The 21,735-nt window shown below is 64.8% G+C and carries 18 protein-coding genes; 9 read left to right on the forward strand and 9 right to left on the reverse strand.

What is annotated here, in order from left to right:
- The first annotated feature begins 122 nt into the window (after positions 1-122).
- On the forward strand, positions 123-1,295 hold the full coding sequence (gene dgt / locus CLN94_RS09760) for a dGTP triphosphohydrolase (protein ID WP_096433688.1): 1,173 nt from the start codon (positions 123-125) through the stop codon (positions 1,293-1,295).
- Between the two features lie 138 nt (positions 1,296-1,433).
- Here dgt and CLN94_RS09765 read toward each other — a convergent pair whose 3' ends face one another.
- The gene (locus CLN94_RS09765; RefSeq protein WP_096433690.1) at positions 1,434-1,880 is read right to left on the reverse strand and encodes a BrnA antitoxin family protein; all 447 of its coding nucleotides are present in this window, start codon (positions 1,878-1,880) and stop codon (positions 1,434-1,436) included.
- A 168-nt stretch (positions 1,881-2,048) separates the two neighbouring features.
- Here CLN94_RS09765 and CLN94_RS09770 point away from each other — a divergent pair, with 168 nt between their 5' ends.
- Both CLN94_RS09770 and CLN94_RS09775 read left to right on the forward strand, forming a co-directional pair.
- Positions 2,049-2,381, forward strand: a complete 333-nt coding sequence (locus CLN94_RS09770) for a hypothetical protein (RefSeq protein ID WP_143598903.1) — start codon at positions 2,049-2,051, stop codon at positions 2,379-2,381.
- A gap of 113 nt (positions 2,382-2,494) precedes the next feature.
- Positions 2,495-2,680 (forward strand): CTP synthetase, encoded by a 186-nt coding sequence (locus CLN94_RS09775; RefSeq protein WP_096433694.1) that lies wholly within the window; start codon positions 2,495-2,497, stop codon positions 2,678-2,680.
- Between the two features lie 63 nt (positions 2,681-2,743).
- Here CLN94_RS09775 and CLN94_RS09780 read toward each other — a convergent pair whose 3' ends face one another.
- Both CLN94_RS09780 and glyA read right to left on the reverse strand, forming a co-directional pair.
- Entirely contained in the window at positions 2,744-3,523 is a 780-nt protein-coding gene (locus CLN94_RS09780) for an alpha/beta fold hydrolase (protein ID WP_096433696.1), read from the reverse strand.
- A 61-nt stretch (positions 3,524-3,584) separates the two neighbouring features.
- Complete coding sequence (gene glyA, locus CLN94_RS09785) at positions 3,585-4,877, reverse strand: serine hydroxymethyltransferase (RefSeq protein WP_096433917.1); 1,293 nt, start codon at positions 4,875-4,877, stop codon at positions 3,585-3,587.
- A 177-nt stretch (positions 4,878-5,054) separates the two neighbouring features.
- Between glyA and CLN94_RS09790 the strand changes: the two genes are divergently transcribed.
- Positions 5,055-5,816 carry an NAD kinase gene (locus CLN94_RS09790; protein ID WP_179300284.1) on the forward strand — a complete coding sequence of 254 codons (762 nt, stop codon included), beginning with the start codon at positions 5,055-5,057 and terminating at the stop codon, positions 5,814-5,816.
- A gap of 4 nt (positions 5,817-5,820) precedes the next feature.
- Here CLN94_RS09790 and CLN94_RS09795 read toward each other — a convergent pair whose 3' ends face one another.
- The 3 genes from CLN94_RS09795 to CLN94_RS09805 form a co-directional block, all read right to left on the reverse strand.
- Positions 5,821-7,167: a sigma-54-dependent transcriptional regulator gene (locus tag CLN94_RS09795; protein ID WP_096433698.1), complete on the reverse strand. Its 1,347-nt coding sequence runs from the start codon at positions 7,165-7,167 to the stop codon at positions 5,821-5,823.
- Between the two features lie 361 nt (positions 7,168-7,528).
- A complete protein-coding gene (locus CLN94_RS09800) occupies positions 7,529-9,421 on the reverse strand; it encodes a propionyl-CoA synthetase (protein WP_096433919.1) in 1,893 nt (630 codons plus the stop codon).
- Between the two features lie 223 nt (positions 9,422-9,644).
- Positions 9,645-11,921 (reverse strand): NADP-dependent malic enzyme, encoded by a 2,277-nt coding sequence (locus CLN94_RS09805; protein ID WP_096433700.1) that lies wholly within the window; start codon positions 11,919-11,921, stop codon positions 9,645-9,647.
- A gap of 155 nt (positions 11,922-12,076) precedes the next feature.
- Between CLN94_RS09805 and CLN94_RS09810 the strand changes: the two genes are divergently transcribed.
- Genes CLN94_RS09810 through upp form a run of 4 tightly spaced genes read left to right on the forward strand, consistent with a single transcriptional unit; the run spans position 12,077 to position 15,682 of the window.
- Positions 12,077-12,505: a cytidine deaminase gene (locus tag CLN94_RS09810; protein WP_096433702.1), complete on the forward strand. Its 429-nt coding sequence runs from the start codon at positions 12,077-12,079 to the stop codon at positions 12,503-12,505.
- The gene (locus tag CLN94_RS09815; protein ID WP_096433704.1) at positions 12,505-13,812 is read left to right on the forward strand and encodes a thymidine phosphorylase; all 1,308 of its coding nucleotides are present in this window, start codon (positions 12,505-12,507) and stop codon (positions 13,810-13,812) included. The genes CLN94_RS09810 and CLN94_RS09815 overlap by 1 nt, the downstream gene beginning before the upstream one ends.
- The gene (locus tag CLN94_RS09820; protein WP_096433706.1) at positions 13,812-15,053 is read left to right on the forward strand and encodes a phosphopentomutase; all 1,242 of its coding nucleotides are present in this window, start codon (positions 13,812-13,814) and stop codon (positions 15,051-15,053) included. The genes CLN94_RS09815 and CLN94_RS09820 overlap by 1 nt, the downstream gene beginning before the upstream one ends.
- The gene (gene upp, locus CLN94_RS09825) at positions 15,050-15,682 is read left to right on the forward strand and encodes a uracil phosphoribosyltransferase (RefSeq protein ID WP_096433708.1); all 633 of its coding nucleotides are present in this window, start codon (positions 15,050-15,052) and stop codon (positions 15,680-15,682) included. Before CLN94_RS09820 ends, upp begins: the two co-directional genes overlap by 4 nt.
- A gap of 4 nt (positions 15,683-15,686) precedes the next feature.
- Here the strand turns inward: upp and CLN94_RS09830 are convergent, their stop codons facing one another.
- Together CLN94_RS09830 and CLN94_RS09835 are read right to left on the reverse strand one after the other, a co-directional pair.
- Entirely contained in the window at positions 15,687-16,703 is a 1,017-nt protein-coding gene (locus tag CLN94_RS09830) for a hypothetical protein (protein ID WP_096433710.1), read from the reverse strand.
- Positions 16,704-16,841: 138 nt separating this feature from the next.
- Positions 16,842-18,467 carry an AMP-binding protein gene (locus tag CLN94_RS09835; protein ID WP_096433920.1) on the reverse strand — a complete coding sequence of 542 codons (1,626 nt, stop codon included), beginning with the start codon at positions 18,465-18,467 and terminating at the stop codon, positions 16,842-16,844.
- A gap of 383 nt (positions 18,468-18,850) precedes the next feature.
- Here CLN94_RS09835 and CLN94_RS09840 point away from each other — a divergent pair, with 383 nt between their 5' ends.
- Complete coding sequence (locus CLN94_RS09840; protein WP_096433712.1) at positions 18,851-19,477, forward strand: Hint domain-containing protein; 627 nt, start codon at positions 18,851-18,853, stop codon at positions 19,475-19,477.
- Between the two features lie 68 nt (positions 19,478-19,545).
- Here the strand turns inward: CLN94_RS09840 and CLN94_RS09845 are convergent, their stop codons facing one another.
- Complete coding sequence (locus CLN94_RS09845) at positions 19,546-21,735, reverse strand: 3-hydroxyacyl-CoA dehydrogenase NAD-binding domain-containing protein (protein WP_096433714.1); 2,190 nt, start codon at positions 21,733-21,735, stop codon at positions 19,546-19,548.

Below are 21,735 nucleotides of genomic sequence, written 5' to 3' on the forward strand. Positions count from 1 at the left end.
GCGCAGCGTTGTAGTCGGACCAGTTCGTCGTGCGATAGCGGGCGGGCTTGGGCTTGCTCATACCACGCGTCTAACTGCATGGATTCGCGATGTGAATCCTTCGCAGCCAGAGTTCTGCAACAATGCCCATCGAGACCAGTAGTGTCGGGCGCTCATTAGGGTTGGCGGTCGGTCACTGGCTCGAGGAAAAGGAATTTATAGAAAAAGGAAAACGTCATGTCGTGTCCGGAGTCGTGCAGGCTGCGGCTCTGGCGCATGATATTGGAAATCCTCCTTTCGGGCATTCAGGAGAAAACGCGATTGGAGGGTGGTTCTCTAAAGAACTCGACAACTCCCGGAGTATGTTCTCCGACCTCACCGATGCTCAGAAAGAGGAGCTGAAGAAGTTTGAAGGGAATGCGCAGGGTTTCCGTTTGCTTGCGCGCCTCGAAATGTATCGCAGCGACGGTGGGATGCGCTTGACGCATGCAACCTATGGGGCGTTCACGAAGTATCCTGCCCTTGCAATCTCGTCGAAAAGAGAAAAGGATGCGGCCGAAAAAATTGGCGGCAATGTATACAAAGGCCTTGATAAGTTCGGGGTATTTATATCCGAGTATGATATATTTAAGAAGATTTCGGAAAGGCTAGGACTCTTGGTGGGGGGCGATGCCGACGGCGAAATCTGGTGGTGTCGACACCCGCTGGTTTTTCTGGTCGAGGCTGCTGATGATATTTGCTATAATATCATGGACTTGGAGGATGCCTATACGGCGGGTGACTTGCCTTTTGAGGCGGTCAAGGATCTTCTCTCGGATTTGTTTGGGGGATCAAATCAGACTTTTGATTCAAGGAATGAAGAAGTTTCCTATTATCGTGCGCGTGCAATAAACGCCGCGATCCCCGCCTGCGTTGAAGCATTTAAGAGTAACTATGATAAGATCATGCGTGGAGAATTTTCTGCGTCTCTTGTATCTGCCAGCAATCTCTCTGAGAAGTTTAGAGACATTAAAGGCGTTGCTCGGGATCAAATTTTTACTGCTCCCAGAAAAACGAAACTTGATGTTGCTGGACGTGCAATTTTGCACAGGGTTTTGTCGGGGCTTCTTCCTCTTTTCGAGGAGTTGCAAGAAAAGAAATGGGACAAGTCCAAACTCTCAGAATATCACAGGCAGCTCGTTGGGATGACGCAAATTGATCTGCGGGATGTATCTGATCCGTATTCGGCAGCGCACGCTTTGACTGATTATGTTTCGGGGATGACTGATCGCTATGCAGTAAAAATTGATCGATTGATTTCTGGCCAAATTTCTTAGCGGGTTCGCTTTCCCTGCAAGCTGTCCCTTCCCCGCGGGAGTGGAAAGCGTCTCGCTCCGGCCTTTCGCGGATCTGGCGGCCATAGAGCGCTCCACCTTCCCGAGCGCCGCCGCGCCGCGCCCCGTCACCACGCCCCGTCACCGCCGCTTGATCCTTATCCGTTCCTTCGCCCCGATCCTTGGCGCCGGGCCGTCTCCGCCCGTCATCTCATGGTCGGTCAGGCCCCAGGCTGGGCGCTCGGGCGCGTCGAAGCCGTTGTCGCGATAGGGGTCGATCGTGTCCGCGCCTTTCACCAGCCCGGCCAACCGCGCATGCATGAAGGCTTCCAGCACGGCATTCGCCCGCTCGCCATAGCCGCGCCCTTGCGATTTCAGAAAGCGCAGCACCGCCTCATCGAGCCACAGCGTCACCTTCACCTTGCGCCTGGGGCGCCGCGCGCGGGCGATCTCGTGCCATTCCGCCGGGATCCGTCCGCCCACGTCGATCGTGTTGTGCAGGTCCCATTCCAGGCGGCGGATGGCATCGGCCATGTAGTAGTGGTGTTCGCGCTGCGAGGCGGTCAGCGGGCGGTTCGGGTTGGGCATGGTGGTCTCCGGTCTGGAATGTTCCGTTTGGGGCAGTCTTGCGCGGAGGGCGTTAAGCACTTTTTCATGCGCCGTGCGGGGGCGAGGTATCGGGCGTGAAACAGACGAAAAACCAGACGAAAGCTGGATTTTAACGCTTCGTTAATCAAAGCCCACCACGCTGATTTCATGACCAGACCGCACGCCCCCCGTCTTGCTCTGAGCCTTGCCCTCGTGCTCGCCGCCTGTGGGGCTTCGCCAGCGCCACAGTTCTTTGGCGCCGAGCGTCACGACATGATTATCGAAGGTATTGATTTCACCGTGTTTTTAAAGGACGGGCAGGCGGAGGTGATCCGGCACGGGTACCTCTCCCGCGCCGAGCGTGACCGGGTGCCGCCGCTGATGATCCGTGCGGCGGAAACGGCGGCGGGGTGTGCCGTCGCGGGCCCCGCGCGTGGGCTCTGGGCCTCGCCCTCGCTGCCCGGCGATACCGGCGAGGCGCGTTTCAAAATGTCCTGCTGACCGCGACAACCCGCCGCGCCCTGCTGGAGCAAAGATATGATGCAGATCAAGGTTTGGTGATCGGAAAGGGTGTCCCTTGCCTGCGAACGCGTCTTAATCCTTCGGAGGACCCTATGATCCGCCTGATGAGTATCATCTATGCTCTCGCCGGCCCGACCCTTGCGGGCATCCTGATCACCGCCGCGCTGGTGATGAACATGTTCACGGTCAAGGCAATGATCGTCACCGCCGCGATCGGCTTTGTCGTCGCGCTGCCGATCTCTTGGTATGTCGCCAAGATGATTAACGAGAACGCCTGACCGGATCAGCACGTCTTGCGAGGCCCGATCCCCACGGGGGATTGGGCTTTGCCTTTTGCGGGTTCAGTCGCGCGCGAGAAACTCGGCGACGACGGTCTCGAATTCGCGGGGGCGTTCGGCATGCAGCCAATGGCCCGCGCCTTCGATCGCGGTGAATTCGGCCTCCGGGAAGAGACCGCGGATGCGCGCGTGCATCTCGTCCTTCACATAGGGCGATTTCGCGCCATGCACGAAGAGCGCCGGGCCTTCGAACGGCGCAAACGGCAGGTCTTCGGGCCAGCCGAGGATGCCTTCGAGATTGGCCTTGAGCGCATCGAGGTTGAACTTCCAGCGCACAGGTCCGTCGCGCAACTCCAGCGATTGCAGCAGAAAAGCGCGGGTGCCCGGATCGGCGACGCTTTCGGCAAAGCGCCGGTCGGCCTCGGAGCGCGAGGTCAGGTCGTCGATCTGGAGCGCCTGCATCGCCGCGATCAGCCCGCCATGTGTGGCGGCATGGCCGTAGCGCACCGGCGCCATATCGGCCACGACCAGTTTGCGCACCAGATCCGGCCGGGTCAGCGCCAGCACCATCGAGGCCTTGCCGCCCATCGAATGGCCCATCACATCGGCGCGCCCGCCATTGGCCTCGATCACCTCGGCCAGGTCGCCCGCCAGCGCGGCATAGCTGTGATCGTCCGACCAGAAGCTGTCGCCGTGGTTGCGCATATCCAGAGACAGCACGCGGCGGTCCTGCGACAGACGCTTCGCGATCACGCCCCAGTTGCGGGCCGAGCCGAACAGGCCGGGCGCGATCAGGAGCGGCGGCTGCGCGGGGTGGCTGCCTTGGTCGATCAGGTTGAGCATAGTCTCTCCAAGCGAAAGGGGGCCTCGCGGCCCCCTTGAGATAGCGCAAGCCTTTGCGAAATCAAAGGTTCGGGTAGAGCGGGAAGCTGGCGCAGAGCGCGGCCACTTCGGCGCGCACCTCGGCCTCGACGGCGTCATTGCCGTCTTCGCCATTCGCGGCCAGACCGTCGACGACCTTGATGATCATCCGTGCGATCTGACGGAACTCTTCTTCCTTGAAGCCGCGGGTGGTGCCGGCGGGCGTGCCCAGACGGATGCCCGAGGTCACGGTCGGCTTTTCCGGATCGAAGGGGATGCCGTTCTTGTTGCAGGTGATGTGCGCGCGGCCCAGTGCCTTGTCGGTGGTGTTGCCCTTCACGCCTTTCGGGCGCAGGTCGACCAGCATCACGTGGGTATCGGTGCCGCCGGTGACGATATCGAGGCCTCCCTTCATCAGCTCGTCGGCCAGCGCTTGCGCGTTGGCGATGACCTGTTTCGCATAGACTTTGAACTCGGGGCGCAGCGCTTCGCCGAAGGCCACGGCCTTGGCCGCGATCACATGCATCAGCGGGCCGCCCTGAATGCCCGGGAAGATCGCCGAGTTGACCTTTTTCGCGATCTCTTCGTTGTTGGTCAGGATCATGCCGCCGCGCGGACCGCGCAGGGTCTTGTGCGTGGTGGTGGTGGCCACGTCGGCATAGGGGAAGGGCGAGGGATGCGCGCCGCCGGCCACGAGGCCCGCGAAATGCGCCATGTCGACCATCAGCCAGGCGCCGACCTCATCCGCGATCTTGCGGAATTCGGCAAAGTCGATCTGGCGCGGGATGGCCGAGCCACCAGCCACGATCAGCTTCGGCTTGTGCTCTTGCGCCAGCGCGCGGACCTGATCGTAGTCGAGGCGCGAGTCCTGTTTGCGCACGCCGTACTGGACCGCGTTGAACCACTTGCCCGACTGGTTCGGCTTGGCGCCGTGGGTCAGGTGGCCGCCCGCGTCGAGCGACATGCCGAGGATGGTGTCGCCCGGCTGCAGGAGCGCGTTGAACACGCCCTGGTTCGCCTGCGAGCCCGAGTTCGGCTGCACGTTGGCGAAGTCACAGCCAAACAGCTGCTTGGCACGGTCGATCGCGAGGTTCTCGGCGACATCGACGAACTGGCAGCCGCCATAATAGCGCTTGCCCGGGTAGCCTTCGGCATATTTGTTGGTCAGCACCGAGCCTTGGGCTTCCATCACCGCGGCGGACACGATGTTTTCCGAGGCGATCAGCTCGATCTCGTCGCGCTGGCGACCGAGTTCATCGGTGATCGAGCCCCAAAGCTCGGGGTCACGGGTGGCTAGTTTCTCGGTGAAGAAGCCTTCGTCGCGCTGGCCGGTCATGTGGCGGTCTCCTGCAAGGTGCGGCATGGGGTTTGTCGGTCGTTTATCGCAGAATTTGCGGCTCTGAAAGCGTTCAAAACGACGAACGGGCATTTTGGCGCGCCATTTCGCGGGGATCGACGCTTGTGTTTCGGGGCCGTGCTTGTCACATCTTGGAAAACGAAGGGAAATCGGGCCGTGGGCAAGGGAAAGCTGATCCATTTCGCCGCGTCGAACGCCGAGAGCGCGCAGATCGCGCTGGAGCAATTGGTGCGGCGCTACGGCCAGGTGCCGCGCGAATCCGCCGAGGTGATCGTGGCGCTCGGCGGCGATGGCTTCATGCTGCAGACTTTGCACGACGGTTCCGGCCTGCCGGTCTATGGCATGAACCGCGGCACGATCGGCTTCCTGATGAACGATTACGAGCCCAAGGACCTGCCCGAGCGGCTGGCGGGCGCCGAAGAGGCGGTGATCAACCCGCTGGCGATGCGCGCCGAGACGATGGATGGCGAGATTCACGAGCTTCTGGCGATCAACGAGGTGTCGCTGCTGCGTGCCGGGCCTCAGGCGGCGAAGCTTCAGATCTCGATCAACGGCAAGCTGCGGATGGAAGAACTGGTCTGCGACGGCGCGATCCTGTCGACGCCGGCGGGCTCGACCGCCTATAATTACTCGGCGCATGGGCCGATCCTGCCGATCGGCTCGGATGTGCTGGCGCTGACTGGCATCGCGAGCTTCCGCCCACGGCGCTGGCAGGGCGCGATCATTCCGAATTCCGCGCTGGTTCGGTTCGACGTGCTCGATCCGGAAAAACGCCCGGTCATGGCGGATGCGGATTCGCGTTCGGTCAAGCCGGTGCGCTGGGTCGAGGTGCGCTCGGAGCCGGGCGTTGAGCATCGCATCCTTTTCGACCCGGGCCACGGGCTCGAAGAGCGCCTGATGCGCGAGCAATTCGCCTGATCGCTCAGGCTTTGCGCCAGTCCCCAAGTTTGCGATAGATCGTCGAGGGGGCCACGCCCAGCTCGGCCGCCGCCTTGGCCACCGCGCCATTATGGCGTGCGAGCGCGTCGCGGATCGCGAGCTTTTCGACCTCAGCCAGCGTCAGGCCCGAGAGCGATTTATGCGCCGGAGTTTCGGGATAGGGGTGCGCGGGCATGTTGCCGATCTCGCCGGGCAGCATCTCGGGCGTCAGTTCGGGGCCGTCATTCAGCACCAGCGCTGAGCGCAGCGCGTTGATCATCTCGCGCACGTTGCCGGGCCAGTCATAGGCCTCGATCGCGTTGACGGCCGCGGAGGACAGTTCCATGCTAGGACGGCCTTCCTGCATGGCGATCCGATGCAGCAGGGTGCGCGCGATCGGGGTGATATCCTCGCGGCGAAGGCGCAAGGGCACCATCGTCAGCGTCAGCACGTTGAGCCGGTAGAACAGGTCGCGGCGCAGCCCGGCTTCCGTGACCAGCGCCGTCGGCGATGCCGCGCAGGCCGAGATCAGCCGCCGCCCGTGGGGCAGGCCGGTCTTGCCGTCGCCATGGTTCTGCATGATGTCGAGCAGGCGCGACTGGGTCGGGGCGCTCATCTCGTCGATATTATCGAGAAACAGTGTCCCGCCGATCAGGCCGACCCCATCCGGGCGTTGGGCGCGCGGAGCCGTCAGCGTCGCCTCTTCCAGCAGCTCGGGGGTGAGCGCGGCGCAATCGAGCGCCTGGAACCCGTCCGAGCCATAGGCCGAAAGGGCATGGATGCATTGTGCGGCCAGCTTCTTGCCGGTGCCGATCTCGCCCGAGATCAGTAGCGGCGCCTGCGAGCGGGCGGCGGCGCGCATATGGCCATAGACCTGCTGCATCCGGGGCGAGCGCCCGATGAATTCGCCAAGCGGGGCGCCGCCCGACCGGCTGTCGAGATCCGCGCGTTGCTGGGCAAGCTGGCGCGCGGTCTCGATCACTTCGCCCAGCCGCTCTTCGCTGATCGGCTTCACTAGGAAATCCAGCGCGCCGGCCCGCATCGCGCGCACGGCCTGCTCGGTCGAGCGCTCGGCGGCGATGACCACCACGGCGGTCTCGGGCTGAAGCGCCAGAATATCGGCCAGCAGGTCAAAGCCGTCGCGGTCGTGGAGCGACAGGTCAATCAGCACCAACTTCATGCGGTGGCGCTGAAACAGCGAAAGGGCGTCTGACGCGGTGGCGGCGCAATGGGTGTCGAGGCCTGCGCGGCGCAGATGCGGTTCGTAGATGGCGCGAAGGCTCGCGGCATCTTCGACAAGCAGCACATCCAGATCAGGCAGCGGGTATCGTGGATCGTTCTGACCGAACATCACGATATCCTTTCCAGCGCGTCGGTCCTCATCGGCGCATCATGTCTGAAACGCGGCTGAAAAGCGAGAATATGTATTTGAACCGAAGCTTTGCGCTGTGGTCGCGCCGCGGTGCTGTCTGTCGGTGTCTGGTGGCGGGCGTGCTGCCGTTGCGAAAAGAGCCCGAGCGGGCTGCCTCTATGGGGTGGGTCGTCTGTCTCGGCGTTGCTGGGGGTCATGATCAAAGGGTCGAACTGAAAATGGATTCAACAAAAAGGATTGGTATAATGCCTAAGGTTTATAAGGCTTTGGTGGGATCGCGCAAGAAAATAGGCGGGGGTCGGTCGCCCGGCCCCCGCCTTTTCAGTTCTTAGGTGCGTGATCAGCCCTTGGCGTAGCCGATCGACTGCAGCGCAACCTTGATTTCGTCGAGGATCGCCGGATCGTCGATGGTCGCGGGCATCTTGTAGGGCTTGTTGTCGGCGATCGACACCATCGTGCCACGCAGGATCTTGCCCGAGCGGGTTTTCGGCAGGCGGTTGACGACGACGGCCAGCTTGAAGGCCGCAACCGGGCCGATCTGGTCGCGCACCAGCTTCACGCAATCCTTGACCACATCGGCCGGGGCGCGCGTCGCACCCTTGTTGAGGCAGACAAAGCCCACCGGCGACTGGCCCTTGAGGTCGTCGGATACGCCGATCACGGCGCATTCGGCAACGTCGGGATGCGAGGCCAGAACCTCTTCCATCGCGCCGGTCGAAAGGCGGTGTCCCGCGACGTTGATCACGTCATCGGTGCGCGCCATGATGTAGACATAGCCGTCTTCATCCATGTAGCCCGCGTCGCCCGTCTCGTAATAGCCGGGGAAATGCTCAAGGTAGGATTTGCGATAGCGCGCCTCGGCGTTCCACAGCGTCGGCAGCGTGCCCGGAGGCAGCGGCAGCTTGATCGCGATGGCGCCGAACTGGCCCGGCTCGACCGGGTGGCCGCCCTCGTCCAGGACCTGCACGTCATAGCCCGGCATCGGCACGGTCGGCGAGCCGATCTTGGTCGGCAGCACTTCGATCCCGATCGGGTTCGCGGCGATGGCCCAGCCGGTCTCGGTCTGCCACCAGTGGTCGACGACCGGCACGCCCAGGTGCTCCTGCGCCCATTTCACGGTGTCGGGGTCGGCGCGCTCGCCCGCGAGGAACAGCGCCTGCAGGTCATGCAGCTTGTAGCGCTTGATCCATTCGCCGGTCGGGTCTTCGCGCTTGATCGCACGCAGAGCGGTCGGTGCGGTAAAGAAGGACTTGATGCGGTGGTTCTGGATGATCCGCCAGAACACGCCCGGGTGGGGCGTGCCGACGGGCTTGCCTTCGAACACGACGGTGGTCGCGCCGGCCAGCAGCGGCCCGTAGCAGATGTAGCTGTGGCCCACGACCCAACCCACGTCCGAGGCGGCCCAGAAGCGGTCACCCGCCTCGATGTTGTAGATCGCCTTCATCGACCAGTGCAGCGCCACGAGGTGGCCGCCGGTGTGGCGCACGACGCCTTTCGGCTGGCCGGTGGTGCCCGAGGTGTAAAGGATATAGGCGGGATGGTTGCCCTCGACCGGCACGCATTCGGCGGGCTTCACGCCGTATTGGAAGCCGTGCCAGCTGAAGTCGCGGCCTTCGACCAGTTTCGCCACTTCCTGCTCACGCTGGAAGATGACGCAGAATTCGGGTTTGTGCTCGGCCTGTTCGATGGCGGCATCGAGCAGCGGCTTGTAATGCACGACGCGGTTCGGCTCGAGGCCGCAGGACGCCGCGATGATTGCCTTGGGCTGGCAGTCGTCGATGCGCACGGCAAGCTCATGCGCGGCGAAACCGCCGAACACCACCGAGTGGATCGCGCCGATCCGGGCGCAGGCGAGCATTGCTTCGAGCGCCTCGGGGATCATCGGCATGTAGATGATGACGCGGTCGCCCTTTTCGACGCCGCGCATGCGCAGCGCACCGGCGAGCGAGGCAACACGGTCGCGCAGTTCGCGATAGGTGATGCCCTTGGTCGAATGGGTGATCGGGCTTTCGTGCATGATCGCGATCTGGTCGCCGCGACCGGCCTCGACGTGGCGGTCAACCGCGTTCCAGCAGGTGTTCACCATGCCGTCCGAGAACCACTCGTAAAGCGGAGCGTTCTCTTCGAACAGCGCTTTCGAGGGTTGTTGGTCCCAGTCGATGCCCTTGGCAGCATCCATCCAGAACCCATTCGGATCCGCCTTCCAGGCGGAATAAACCTGATCATACGACATGTGTGCCTCCTCCATGCTTGCATGCTTGTTAGGCAGGCTGAAAGATTCTCGCAAGATTGTTACAAGATTGAATCCCGGCGATCGGTAAGAAATTTGCATATCGGCGTAAAATTGCCGTGCAAATGTTTGCAAAGTGTCGGCGCGTATTCAAAATTCTCTGGAGAATTTGCGATCTTTGCAAAATGCCGCCTGCGCGCCCCGGTCGGAGACGCAGGCGGTGGCTTTAGCTGTAATGCGCGACCGGCGTGCCGGCGATCGCGGACATGTTCAGAAGCCCGCGCGCGGTGATCGAGGGGGTGACGATATTCACCTTGTTGCCCATTCCCATCAGGATCGGCCCGACCTCGAGCCCGCCGGCCTTGGCCTTGAGGATGTTGCGCACCCCCGAGGCGGCATCGGTATTGGCAAAGACCAGCACGTTCGCGGGACCGTCGAGGCGCGAGTTCGGCAAGAGCCGTTCACGGATGTTCGGGTCCAGCGCCGCGTCGATATGCATCTCGCCCTCATAGGCGAAATCGGGCTGGCGCATGTCGAGCATCTCGAGCGCGGCGCGCATCCGGCGCCCCGAATCCGTGTCGAGGTTGCCGAACTGGCTGTGCGAACAGAGCGCGATCTTGGGCTGCAGGCCGAAGCGGCGCACGTGGCGCGCGGCGCCGAGCACGGTCTCGGTGATCTGCTCGGGCGTCGGCTCATGGTGGACATGGGTGTCGGCGATGAACAGCGGCCCGTCTTCCAGGATCATCAGGCTGAGCGCGCCGACCGGGTGCAGCCCGCCGCGCGCCAGCAGCTGGCGGACATAGCTGAGGTGCCACAGATACTGCCCGAAGGTGCCGCAGATCATGCTGTCGGCATCTCCGCGATGCACGGCCACGGCGGCGATCGCGGTGGTGTTGGTGCGCATGATCGCGCGGGCGAGGTCAGGCGTCACGCCACGGCGCGCCATCAGCTCGTGGTAGGTGCCCCAATAGTCGCGATAGCGCGGGTCGTCGTTGGGGTTGACGATTTCCAGGTCCGACAGGCGCAGCGGCAGGCCCGCGCGTTCGCAGCGGTGCTCGATCACCTCGGGGCGGCCGATCAGGATCGGGCGGTCGGTGGTTTCCTCTATCATCGCGTTGGCGGCGCGCAGCACGCGCTCGTCCTCGCCCTCGGAAAAGATGATGCGCCGCTCGGCGGTGGCGGCGGCCTCGAAAACCGGGCGCATCAGCAGGGCCGATTTGAACACCGAGCCGTCGAGCTTGCGTTTGTAGGCGGCGAGGTCCTCGATCGGGCGGGTAGCGACGCCGGTGTCCATCGCGGCCTTCGCCACCGAGGACGAGACCACGCCGATCAGCCGCGGATCGAAGGGTTTCGGGATCAGGTAATCGACGCCGAAGGTCATCTTTTCGCCGCGATAGGCCGCCGCCGCCTCGGCCGAGGTGGTGGCGCGGGCCAGTGCCGCGATGCCGTCGATGCAGGCCAGCTGCATCTCGTCGTTGATCTGCGTGGCCCCCACGTCGAGCGCGCCGCGGAAGATGAAGGGGAAGCAGAGCACGTTATTGACCTGGTTCGGAAAATCCGAGCGGCCCGTGGCGATGATCGCGTCGGGGGCGACGGTGCGCACCTCGTCGGGCAGGATTTCCGGGGTCGGGTTCGCCAGCGCGAAGATGATCGGCTGCGGGGTCATTTTCGCGACCATTTCGGCCTTGAGCACGCCCGGGCCGGAGAGGCCGAGGAACATGTCGGCGCCGTCGATCACCTCGTCCAGCGTGCGCAGGTCGGATTTCTGCGCATAGGCCGCCTTTTGCGGGTTCATGTCGACTTCGCGGCCCTCGTAGACCAGCCCGTGAATGTCGCAGAGCCAGACATTCTCCCGTTTGACGCCCAGCTTGAGCAGCATGTTCAGGCAGGCGATGCCCGCCGCGCCGCCGCCGGTCGAGACGATCTTGACCTCGTCGAATTTCTTGCCAGCCAGATGCAGCGCGTTGGTCGCCGCCGCGCCCACCACGATGGCAGTGCCGTGCTGGTCGTCGTGGAAGACCGGAATGTTCATCCGCTCGCGGCAGATCTGTTCGACGATGAAGCAGTCGGGGGCCTTGATGTCCTCGAGGTTGATCGCGCCGAACGAGGGCTCCATCGCGCAGACGATCTCGGCGAGCTTGACCGGGTCGGGCTGGTTCAGCTCGATGTCGAAACAGTCGATATTGGCGAATTTCTTGAACAGGACGGCCTTGCCCTCCATCACGGGCTTCGAGGCCAGCGCGCCAATATTGCCCAGCCCCAGCACCGCGGTGCCGTTCGAGACCACCGCAACGAGGTTGCCGCGCGCGGTGTAGCGGGCGGCGGCGGTCGGGTCGGCTTTGATCTCAAGACAGGCCTCAGCGACGCCCGGGGAATAGGCGCGGCTCAGGTCGCGGCCGTTCGCCAGCGGCTTGGTGGCGCGGATCTCGAGTTTTCCCGGCTTGGGGAATTCGTGATAATCAAGTGCGGCTTGACGCGCGCTGTCCTGTCTTGCTTCGTCCATCTGGCCCTCCCGAAACTGGTTTAGCTTTAAACTATATCGAATCCGGTTTGAAGGGGCTGGTTGCGCCACCACCTCGGTTTTCGGCGGAAAAGGGCCGGTCGTGGCCCTCTTGCATCGCGCGTGATCCCGGCGCAGGATCGAGAAAAATCGACCGGATGGACAAAACACGGTCGCAACCAACGGAGGAAGCGATGTCCCTTCTGAAGGCGGCGCGCGAGGTGCGCGAGAATGCTTATGCCCCTTATTCGAAGTTCAAGGTCGGCGCGGCGGTGCGCGGCGCCTCGGGCGTGATCTATCGCGGGGTCAATGTCGAGAACGTGGCCTATCCCGAAGGCACCTGCGCCGAAGCGGGCGCGATCGCGGCGATGATCGCGGCGGGCGAGACCGAGCTGATCGAGGTCGCGGTGATCGCCGACAGCCCGACGCCAGTGCCGCCCTGCGGCGGTTGCCGCCAGAAGCTGGCCGAGTTTGGCCGCGCCGAAACGCCGGTGACGCTGGCCACGACTGATGGCGACCGGCTTGAAACCACGATCGGTGATCTGCTGCCGGGTCGGTTCGACATGTCGCATATGGACAAGGCTTGATGGAAGCACGGGCGATCATCGCGGCCTTGCGCGACGGCAAGGGGCTTACCCCCGAGGCCGCGCGCTGGTTTGCGCGGGGGCTGGCGGATGGTTCGGTCTCGGACGCGCAGGCGGGGGCCTTCGCGATGGCGGTGTTTCTGCGCGGCATTGGCCGCGAGGGGCGCGTCGCGCTGACCGAGGCGATGCGCGATTCCGGCAAGGTGATGCGCTGGGACGTGCCCGGCCCCGTGATCGACAAACATTCGACGGGCGGCATCGGAGATTCGGTGTCCTTGCTGCTGGCGCCGGCGCTGGCGGCTTGCGGCGCTTATGTGCCGATGATCTCGGGGCGCGGGCTGGGCCACACCGGCGGCACGCTCGACAAGATGGAGGCGATCGTCGGCTATCGCACCGCGCCCGATCCGGAGCTTCTGCACAAGGTGGTGCGGGATGTGGGCTGCGCGATCATCGGCGCCACCGATGACATTGCGCCTGCCGACCGTCGCCTTTACGGCATCCGCGATATCTCGGGCACGGTCGAGAGCATTGATCTGATTACCCCCTCGATCCTGTCGAAAAAGCTGGCGGCCGGGCTGGAGGCGCTGGTGCTCGATGTGAAATGGGGCACGGGCGCCTTCATGAAGACCCGCGCCGCGGCGCATGATCTTGCGCAGGCGCTGGTCGAGACGGCGAATGGTGCGGGCTGCAAGACGGTCGCGCTGGTCACCGACATGAACCAGTCGCTGGGGCGCACGGCGGGCAATGCGCTGGAGGTGATGGAGGTGCTCGAACTGCTGACCGGCTCCGAGGTGAACCCCGATCTCTGGGCGGTGACCTCGGCACTGGGCGGCGAGGCGCTGGTGCTGGCGGGGCTGGCGGGCGATGCCGACGAGGGGCGCGCGCGTATCGACAACGCGCTGGAATCGGGGCGCGCGGCTGAGGTTTTCGGGCGGATGGTCGCGGCGCTGGGCGGGCCGATGGATTTCGTTGAACGATATCCCGATAGGCTACCCTCGGCGCCGGTGACCTATCTGGTGGCCGCGCCGCGGGCGGGGATCGTTTCGGGGGTGAATGCGGAAAGCCTCGGGCTTACGGTGGTGCGGCTGGGCGGCGGGCGGCTTGTTGGCAGCGATAAGGTGAACCCTTCGGTCGGCCTGTCGCATCTGGCCAAGATTGGCGAGACGTTCGAGGCGGGCGCGCCGCTTGCGCTGGTCCATGCCGCCGATGCGGCGGCGGCCGAGCGCGCGGCGGCCGAGGTGATCGCGGCCTATGAACTGACCGAGGGGCCGGTTTCACCGCCCGAGTTGATCGTGGAAAGGCTGGGCTGATGGCGCGCGCCTTCCTGATCGTGATGGATTCCGTGGGCATCGGCGGCGCGCCGGATGCTGACCGCTTCTTTAACGGCACCACGCCCGATACCGGCGCCAACACGCTGGGCCATATCGCCGAGGCCTGTGCTGCGGGTCGCGCGGAGCAGGGCCGCTTGGGGCCCCTGCGCCTGCCGCATCTGGACGCGCTGGGGTTTGGCGCGGCGGTGCAGCTGGCCTCGGGGCTGGCGCCGCCTGGGCTGGGTGCTGCGCCGAAAGGCCTCTGGGGTGCCGCGACCGAGGTCTCAAAAGGCAAGGACACGCCCTCGGGCCATTGGGAGCTGGCCGGGGTGCCCGTGCCCTGGGACTGGCACTATTTCCCCGACCTGACCAACAGTTTCCCGCCCGAGGTGGTCGCGGCGATCAAGGCCGCCGCCGGGACCGAGGGGATCTTGGGCAATTGCCACGCCTCGGGCACGCAGATCATCGAGGATCTGGGCGCCGAGCACCTGCGCACCGGCTGGCCGATCTGTTACACCTCGGTCGACAGCGTGCTGCAGATTGCCGCCCACGAAGAGGCCTTCGGGCTCGATCGCCTGCTGCGGCTCTGTCAGGACATCGCGCCGCTTCTGCATGGTATGCGGGTGGGTCGCGTGATCGCGCGTCCCTTCCTTGGCACGCCGGGCCATTTCGCGCGCACGCCGAACCGGCGCGATTTCGCCATCGCGCCGCCCGCGCCGACGCTTCTGGATTGGGCGGCGGAGGCGGGGCGGATGACCCATGCAATCGGCAAGATCGGGGATATCTTCAGCCATCGCGGCGTCGGCGCGCTGCACAAGGGCAAGGGCGACGCCGATCTGGCCGCGCATCTGATCCGGCTGGCGGAGGAGGCCGAAGAGGGCAGCCTGACCTTTGCCAATTTCGTCGAATTCGACAGCCTCTACGGCCACCGCCGCGATGTCTCGGGCTATGCGCGCGCGCTGGAATGGTTTGACGGGCAGGCGGGGGAATTTCTGGCCCGGCTCCGTCCCGGAGACCTTGCCATCTTCACCGCCGACCATGGCAACGATCCGACCTGGACCGGCGGCGATCACACGCGCGAACGCGTGCCGGTGCTGGGCGCGATGCCGGGTGCTTCGCCGCGCGCGCTGGGCCAATGCGCCTTTGTCGACGTGGCGGCCACCGTCGCCGCCCATCTCGGCCTGCCCGAACGGGGGCCGGGCCGCGACCTTCTTGCAACCGAATCTGGGAGTACGCCATGATCCCGCAGCTGACCGTCGTCGATCACCCTCTGGTGCAGCACAAGCTGACCTTGATGCGTGAGAAACATGCCTCGACCGCGACGTTCCGAAGGCTCCTGCGCGAGATCAGCCTGCTGCTGGCCTATGAGGTCACGCGCGGGCTCGAGATGACGACGAAGCGCATCGAGACGCCCCTGTGCGAGATGGAGGCGCCGATTCTTGGCGGCAAGAAGCTGGCGCTGGTGTCGATCTTGCGGGCGGGGAACGGGCTTCTGGACGGGGTGCTGGAGCTGGTGCCCTCGGCGCGGGTGGGCTTTGTCGGGCTTTACCGTGACGAGGCGACGCTGACGCCCGTGGAATATTACTGCAAGCTGCCGCAGGGGCTTGAGGAGCGGCTGACGATCCTCGTGGATCCGATGCTGGCGACGGGGAATTCCTCGGTCGCGGCGGTGGACCTGATGAAGGCCAAGGGCGCGCGCGACATCCGGTTCCTGTGCCTGCTGGCCGCGCCCGAAGGCGTGGCGCGGATGCAGGAGGCGCATCCCGATGTGCCGATCGTCACCGCCGCTCTCGACGATCACCTGAACGAGCATGGCTATATCGTGCCGGGTCTGGGCGACGCGGGCGACCGGATGTTCGGCACGAAATAACGGCTCAGTCGCTGCAAATGTCGCGCAGCGCGACCCATTGGCCGTCGGCCAGAACCGGTTCGGGGGCGGGGGCGCCCTTGAACGGGTCGGCCTCGATCAGGCCGAGCACGCTCTCGCCGGACGGATCTAGCGCGAAGGCGTAGGGCGTGGCCGAGACGCCCGCTTCGGCGAAGGCCTGCAGCAAGGGCTCGTCGGCGGGGCGCGCGGGCGGCGTTTCCAAAAGCTCGCGCCCATAGCCCTTGAGATACTCGGGTGAAAGGTTGCCCGTGGTCAGCAGGCGCAGCGCCGCGAGCGGCCCGGCCCAGTCCAGAAGGTCTTGCAGCGGGTCGCGCCCGGCGCTGGCCAGATGCAGCGCGATCAACTGGCCGGCGGCGACCTCGGGCGTGTCGGGGCCCTCGATCGCATCGGCGCCGATCACCGCGATCCGTCCCGGCAAAAGTCGCGCGCCGCGCAGCGTGCCGGGCAGGACGACGATTTCATTGGCGCCATTCAGCCGCCGCGCCAGCGCGCGCAGGGCGGAATTGCCCGCCGGGCTGCGGCAGGGCGCGCCGGTCAGCGTCGTCAGCTCGGCCAGAACCGCCCGGCCGATCTCGGTGCGCTTGGGTAGCGGCGCCACGCGCGCGGCCTGGTCGATCAGCGCGCCGGGTAGCCAGAACAGGATCAGGAGCGCCGCCAGAACGCCCAAGCCTCCGAACAGTGCCGTGCGCAGGCGCCCGGGATGGGGGCGGCGGGCCTCGATCAGGGCGTGGACCTTCTCGATCGCGGCGATCATCGTGTCGTCGTCCAGCTCCAGCTCTTCGCCAGGCTCGTCGGAAGGGGCGTAAAGTGCGGGGCGTTTGCCGGGGTTGAGCCGGATCATCGCGGGCAGTGACCAATGCGCCAGTGCCTTCACCGCGCGATCGTCCGAGATCACCAAAGTGGCATCGCCAAAGGACAGGATCACCTGCTGGCGCTGCGCCTCGGGGGTTTCACGCCAGAGGCCCTGGGCTTCGAGCCGCTGATATTCGGGAAGCGCGGTCATACTGGTTAAGGCTGCTCGTTCTGTTATCGCAACAGGATAGCCGATCCGCGCCCTTGGTCAATCTGGCGCGGCGGATGGAAGAGGCCGGGGGCTGTCTGCCCCCGGACCCCCGAGAGTATTTGTCGCTCGATGAAAGGGTCAGTCGAGCAGCTTGGCCACGGCGCGCAGCTCGAACTTCTGGATCTTGCCGGTCGAGGTTTTCGGCAGGTCGGTGAAGATCACGCGCTTGGGCGTCTTGAAGCCGGCGAGGCGCTCGCGGCAGAACTTGATGATGTCTGCCTCGGTGGCCTCGGCGCCCTCTTTGAGCTCGACGAAGGCGCAGGGGATTTCGCCCCATTTCTCGTCGGGCTTGGCCACGACCGAGGCGAGCGACACCGCAGGATGCGCGGCAATCACGCCCTCGACCTCGACCGAAGAGACGTTCTCGCCGCCCGAGATGATTATGTCTTTCGCGCGGTCGGTGATCTTGATGTAACCGTCGGGGTGCATGAAGGCGATGTCGCCCGAGCGGAAATAGCCGCCCTGGAAGGCTTCGCGCGTGGCCTGCGGGTTCTTGTAATAGCCCTTCATCGTGCCGTTGCCGCGCATCACGATTTCGCCGAGGTGCTGGGCGTCGCGGGCGACTTCGTGGCCGTGATCATGGACGGTGATGGTCTCCATCATCGGCATCAGAACGCCGGTGCGGGCCTTGAGTTCGGCGCGCGCCTCGCCTTCGATCCCGGCCCATTCGGGTTTCCAGGTACATTCGGTGGCGGGGCCGTAGACCTCGGTCAGGCCGTAGACCTGGGTCACGTTGAAGCCCAGCGGCTCGATCGCGGCGAGCGTCGCGGCGGGGGGCGGGGCGCCTGCGGTAAAGACCTCGACGATATGGTCGAAGTCGCGGCGGTGTTCGGGTTTCGCGTTGATCAACGTGTTCAGAACGATGGGCGCGCCGCCGAAATGGGTCACGCCATGGTCGGCGATGGCGTCATAGATCGCCTTGGCGGTGATGTCGCGGCAGCACACGGTCGTGCCGCCCATTAGCGGCACCATCCAGGGATGCGTCCAGCCGTTGCAGTGGAACAGCGGCACGATCGTCAGATAGACCGGGTACAGCTGCATCCGCCAGGAAATCGCGTTGCCCATCGTCGTCAGGTACGCGCCGCGATGGTGATAGACCACGCCTTTCGGCCGCCCGGTCGTGCCCGAGGTATAGTTCAGCGCGATGCTTTCCCATTCGTCCTCGGGCATCACCCAGTCGGCCATCGGGTCGCCCTCGGCCACCAGCGCCTCGTATTCGAGGTAGTGGCCGCCGGGTTCGAACCCGTGCTCGGGGTCGGCCACCTCAATGATCTGCGGCGCGGGGCCGTGCATCTTCTTGATCGCCTCTTCGGCGAGCGGCAGGAAGGCGGTGTCGCAGAGCACCACGCGCGCGCCGCCATGTTCGAAGATATAGGCGACGGTGTCGCTGTCGAGGCGGGTGTTGATCGCGTTCAGGATCGCGCCGCAGGCGGGCACGCCGAAATGCGCCTCGACCTGGGGCAGGGTGTTGGGCAGGATCGTCGCCACCACATCGCCGGGCTTCACGCCGCGCGCGGCGAGCGCCGAGGCGAGCTGGCTGACGCGGGCATGGAAATCGACGTAATTGATTTGCCGCGTGCCGTAGATGACGGCGGTGCGTTCGGGAAAGACCTCAAGGGCGCGATTGAGATGCGAGAGCGGCGTGAGCGGAACGTAATTCGCAGCGCATTTCTCAAGACCTGTTTCATCCGGCAGCCAACCCATGATGTCCTCCTCTTCGGTCGCAGGTGGCGCGATCATCTGTTTGGGCGCGGGAAAAGGGAAGGGGGCAGCAGTGACATTTTGGCGATTGCCCGGCTTGGCCCGCAGGTCGAGGGGAGCGGGGCAATCGCGAATCAACCTTAACGCGTGTTGCGATTTGTGCGGTTTTTGTCCGCTTCTTGCCATTCATGCGCCATGCTTTGCCGGCACATTGTTTCGTAAGGCGGGATAGTCGGGCATCCTCGGCACCATTGCTGGAGGGCCAGCGCGATACGCCATGATGTTGCCGCAATCTTGCCGCGAATTTTTCGCGACTCCTGTCCCAACTTTAACCGTGTGTGGGGCGTGGGGCGGAATGCCAACGGGTTTGAAACGGGATAAGTGCGATGTTTGGTCTCAAGCTGCAAGACTTCTGGACTGCGCGGAAAAGCCCTGTCGAGGGGGCGCTTGCCGCTGATGCGCTCGTGGAGAGTTATGCCGAAGCGCTGCCCTCCGACGGGATCGTCGCGGGCACCCGGATTGCCACCGAAGCGGGCTGGCGCCCTGTCGAGGCTCTGGCGCCGGGCGATCGGGTGATGACCTTCGATCATGGCGTGCAGGAGGTGCTGCATATCGAGCGGATCCGGCTGGGGGCTGTGCCGCGCGCGATCCTTGTGCCGCAGCAGGCGCTGGGCAATGCCACGGCGCTGTTGCTGCTGGGGGATCAGAGCGTGATGGTCGAAAGCAATCTGGCCGAGGCGGCGTTTGGCGACCCCTTCGTGCTGGTGCCCTCCGAGGTTCTGGAAGGGTTTCGCGGGATCGAGGCGGTGGCGCCCGATCGCGAGCTTGAAATCTTCCGCCTGCAGTTCGCGGCGCCCGAGGTGGTCTATGCGAATGGCTTTGGGTTGATCCACTGCGGCGGCGGTGCGGTCGCCCCGGTCGAGGTCGAGGCACCGGCCTATCCGCTGTTGCCGCGGGAGGCGGCGCGGATGGTGGTCGAGGCGCTGATCGAGGAAGAAGCAGCGACCTGTTGAGCAAGCCCCACAGGGGCAAATGGAAACGCCGGGCCTTAAGTCCGGCGTTTCTGTGTTTTCGGGGGAGGTCAGGCCGCTGTCGCCGCCTGACCTTCGCCGTAGCGGCCATAGAAGGTCTCGCCGGTTGCAGCGAGATCGCGCAGGAGCGCGGGCGTCTCGAAGCGCGCGCCATACTCGGCGGTGAGTGCCTCGCAGATCTCGACCGCGCGGCCCGCGCCGATGATGTCGAGCCAAGCGAAGGGGCCGCCCGACCAGGGCGCAAAGCCCCAGCCCAGGATCGCGCCCACGTCGCCCTCGCGGATGTCCTCGAGGACACCGGCCTCGAAGGCGCGCACGGCTTCCAGCACCTGCGCCATCAGCAGACGGTGCTGCACATGGGTCAATTCGGGCTGATCGGTGGCCTGCGGGTAGTGATCGGTCACCACCGCCGAGATGCCCTGACGCTTGCCGGCTTCGTCATAGTCGTAGAAGCCCGACTTGGTCTTGCGGCCCAGACGGCCCTGATCGGCCATCCAGAACACCACCTCGTCCACGGCCTCGTCCGGATAGGCATCGCCCATCGCGGCCTTGGTCGCCTTGGCGATCTTGACGCCGAGGTCGATCGAGGTCTCGTCGACCAGCTGCAGCGGCCCGAGCGGCATCCCCACCATCTTCGCGGCATTCTCGATCAGCGTCGGGTTCACCCCTTCGGCGACCATGCGGATGCCCTCGTTGATATAGGGGATGATGCAGCGGTTGGCGTAGAAGAAGCGCTCGTCATTGACGACGATCGGGGTCTTCTTGATCTGGCGGACGTAATCGAGCGCCTTGGCCACCGCGACCGGGCCGGTTTCGCGGCCCTTGATGATTTCCACCAGCAGCATCTTCTCGACCGGCGAGAAGAAATGGATGCCGATGTATTGCTCGGGCCGTTTCGAGGCCTTGGCGAGGCCGGTGATCGGCAGGGTCGAGGTGTTGGTGGCAAAGATCGCGTCCTCGGGGATCACGGCCTCGGCCTTGGCGGTCACCTCGGCCTTGACGCCCGGGTCCTCGAACACGGCCTCGACGATCAGGTCGCAGCCGTCCAGCGCGGCATAATCGGTGGTGGCGGTGATCAGGCCCAGCACGGCCTCTTTCTTCTCGGCCGTCACCTTTTTGCGCGCCATGCCCTTGTCGAGATAGGCCGCGCTATAGGCCTTGCCGCGGTCGGCGGCCTCTTGGGCGGCGTCGATCAGAACCACCTGAATGCCGGCCAGCGCCGAGACCAGCGCGATGCCCGCGCCCATCATGCCCGCGCCCAGAACGCCGACTTTCTTGACGCGTTGATCGGCGACATCGGGGCGGTTCGCGCCTTTTTCCAGCGCGCCCTTGTTGATGAAAAGCGAGCGGATCATCGCGGTTGCCGAGGGGTTGATCAGCACCTTGGTGAACCAACGCGCCTCAATCTTGAGCGCCTGGTCGAAGGGCACGAGTGCGCCTTCGTAAACCGCCGACAACAGCGCCTTCGCGGCCGGATAGACGCCCATGGTCTTGCCATGCACCATCGCCGAAGCGCCCACGAAGGTCATGAAGCCCGCGGGGTGATAGGGGGCGCCGCCGGGCATCTTGTAGCCCTTGGCGTCCCAGGGTTTCACCAGATCGGCGTCGGTCGCGCCCAGCACCCAGGCCTTGGCGGCGGCCAGCGGGTCTTCGACCACCTCGTCGACGATGCCGGCAGCGCGCGCCTTCTTCGGATCGCTCAGCTTGCCTTCCAGCAGGAACGGCGCCGCGACCATCGCGCCCATCTTGCGCACGAGGCGCGTGGTGCCGCCCGCGCCCGGGAAGATGCCGACCATGATTTCCGGCAGGCCGATCTTGGCCTTCGGATTATCGGCGGCAAAGATCCGGTGCGTCGACAGCGGCAGTTCCAGCCCGATCCCCAGCGCGGTGCCGGGCAGGGCGGTGGCAATCGGCTTGCCGCCCTTCTTGGTTTTCGGGTCCATGCCCGCCAGTTCAATCTTGCGCAGGATCGTGTGCATCCGCATCACGCCGTCAAAGATCGCCTGCGCTCCGCCCGCCCGCATCTCGGCGATCACGTTCAGGTCCATGCCGCCGGCGAAATCGGGCTTGCCCGAGGTGATGACCACACCCTTGACCGCATCGTCGGCCAGCGCTTTGTCGATGAAGCTGTCGAGCAGCGCGAAGCCCTCAAGGCTCATCACGTTCATAGATTTTTCCGGCACGTCCCAGGTGATGACGGCCACGCCATCGGCGCCGAGTTCGTATTTAAAATCAGCCAT

Origin of the sequence: Pseudothioclava arenosa (assembly GCF_002358085.1) — a bacterium.
Classification (GTDB): domain Bacteria; phylum Pseudomonadota; class Alphaproteobacteria; order Rhodobacterales; family Rhodobacteraceae; genus Pseudothioclava; species Pseudothioclava arenosa.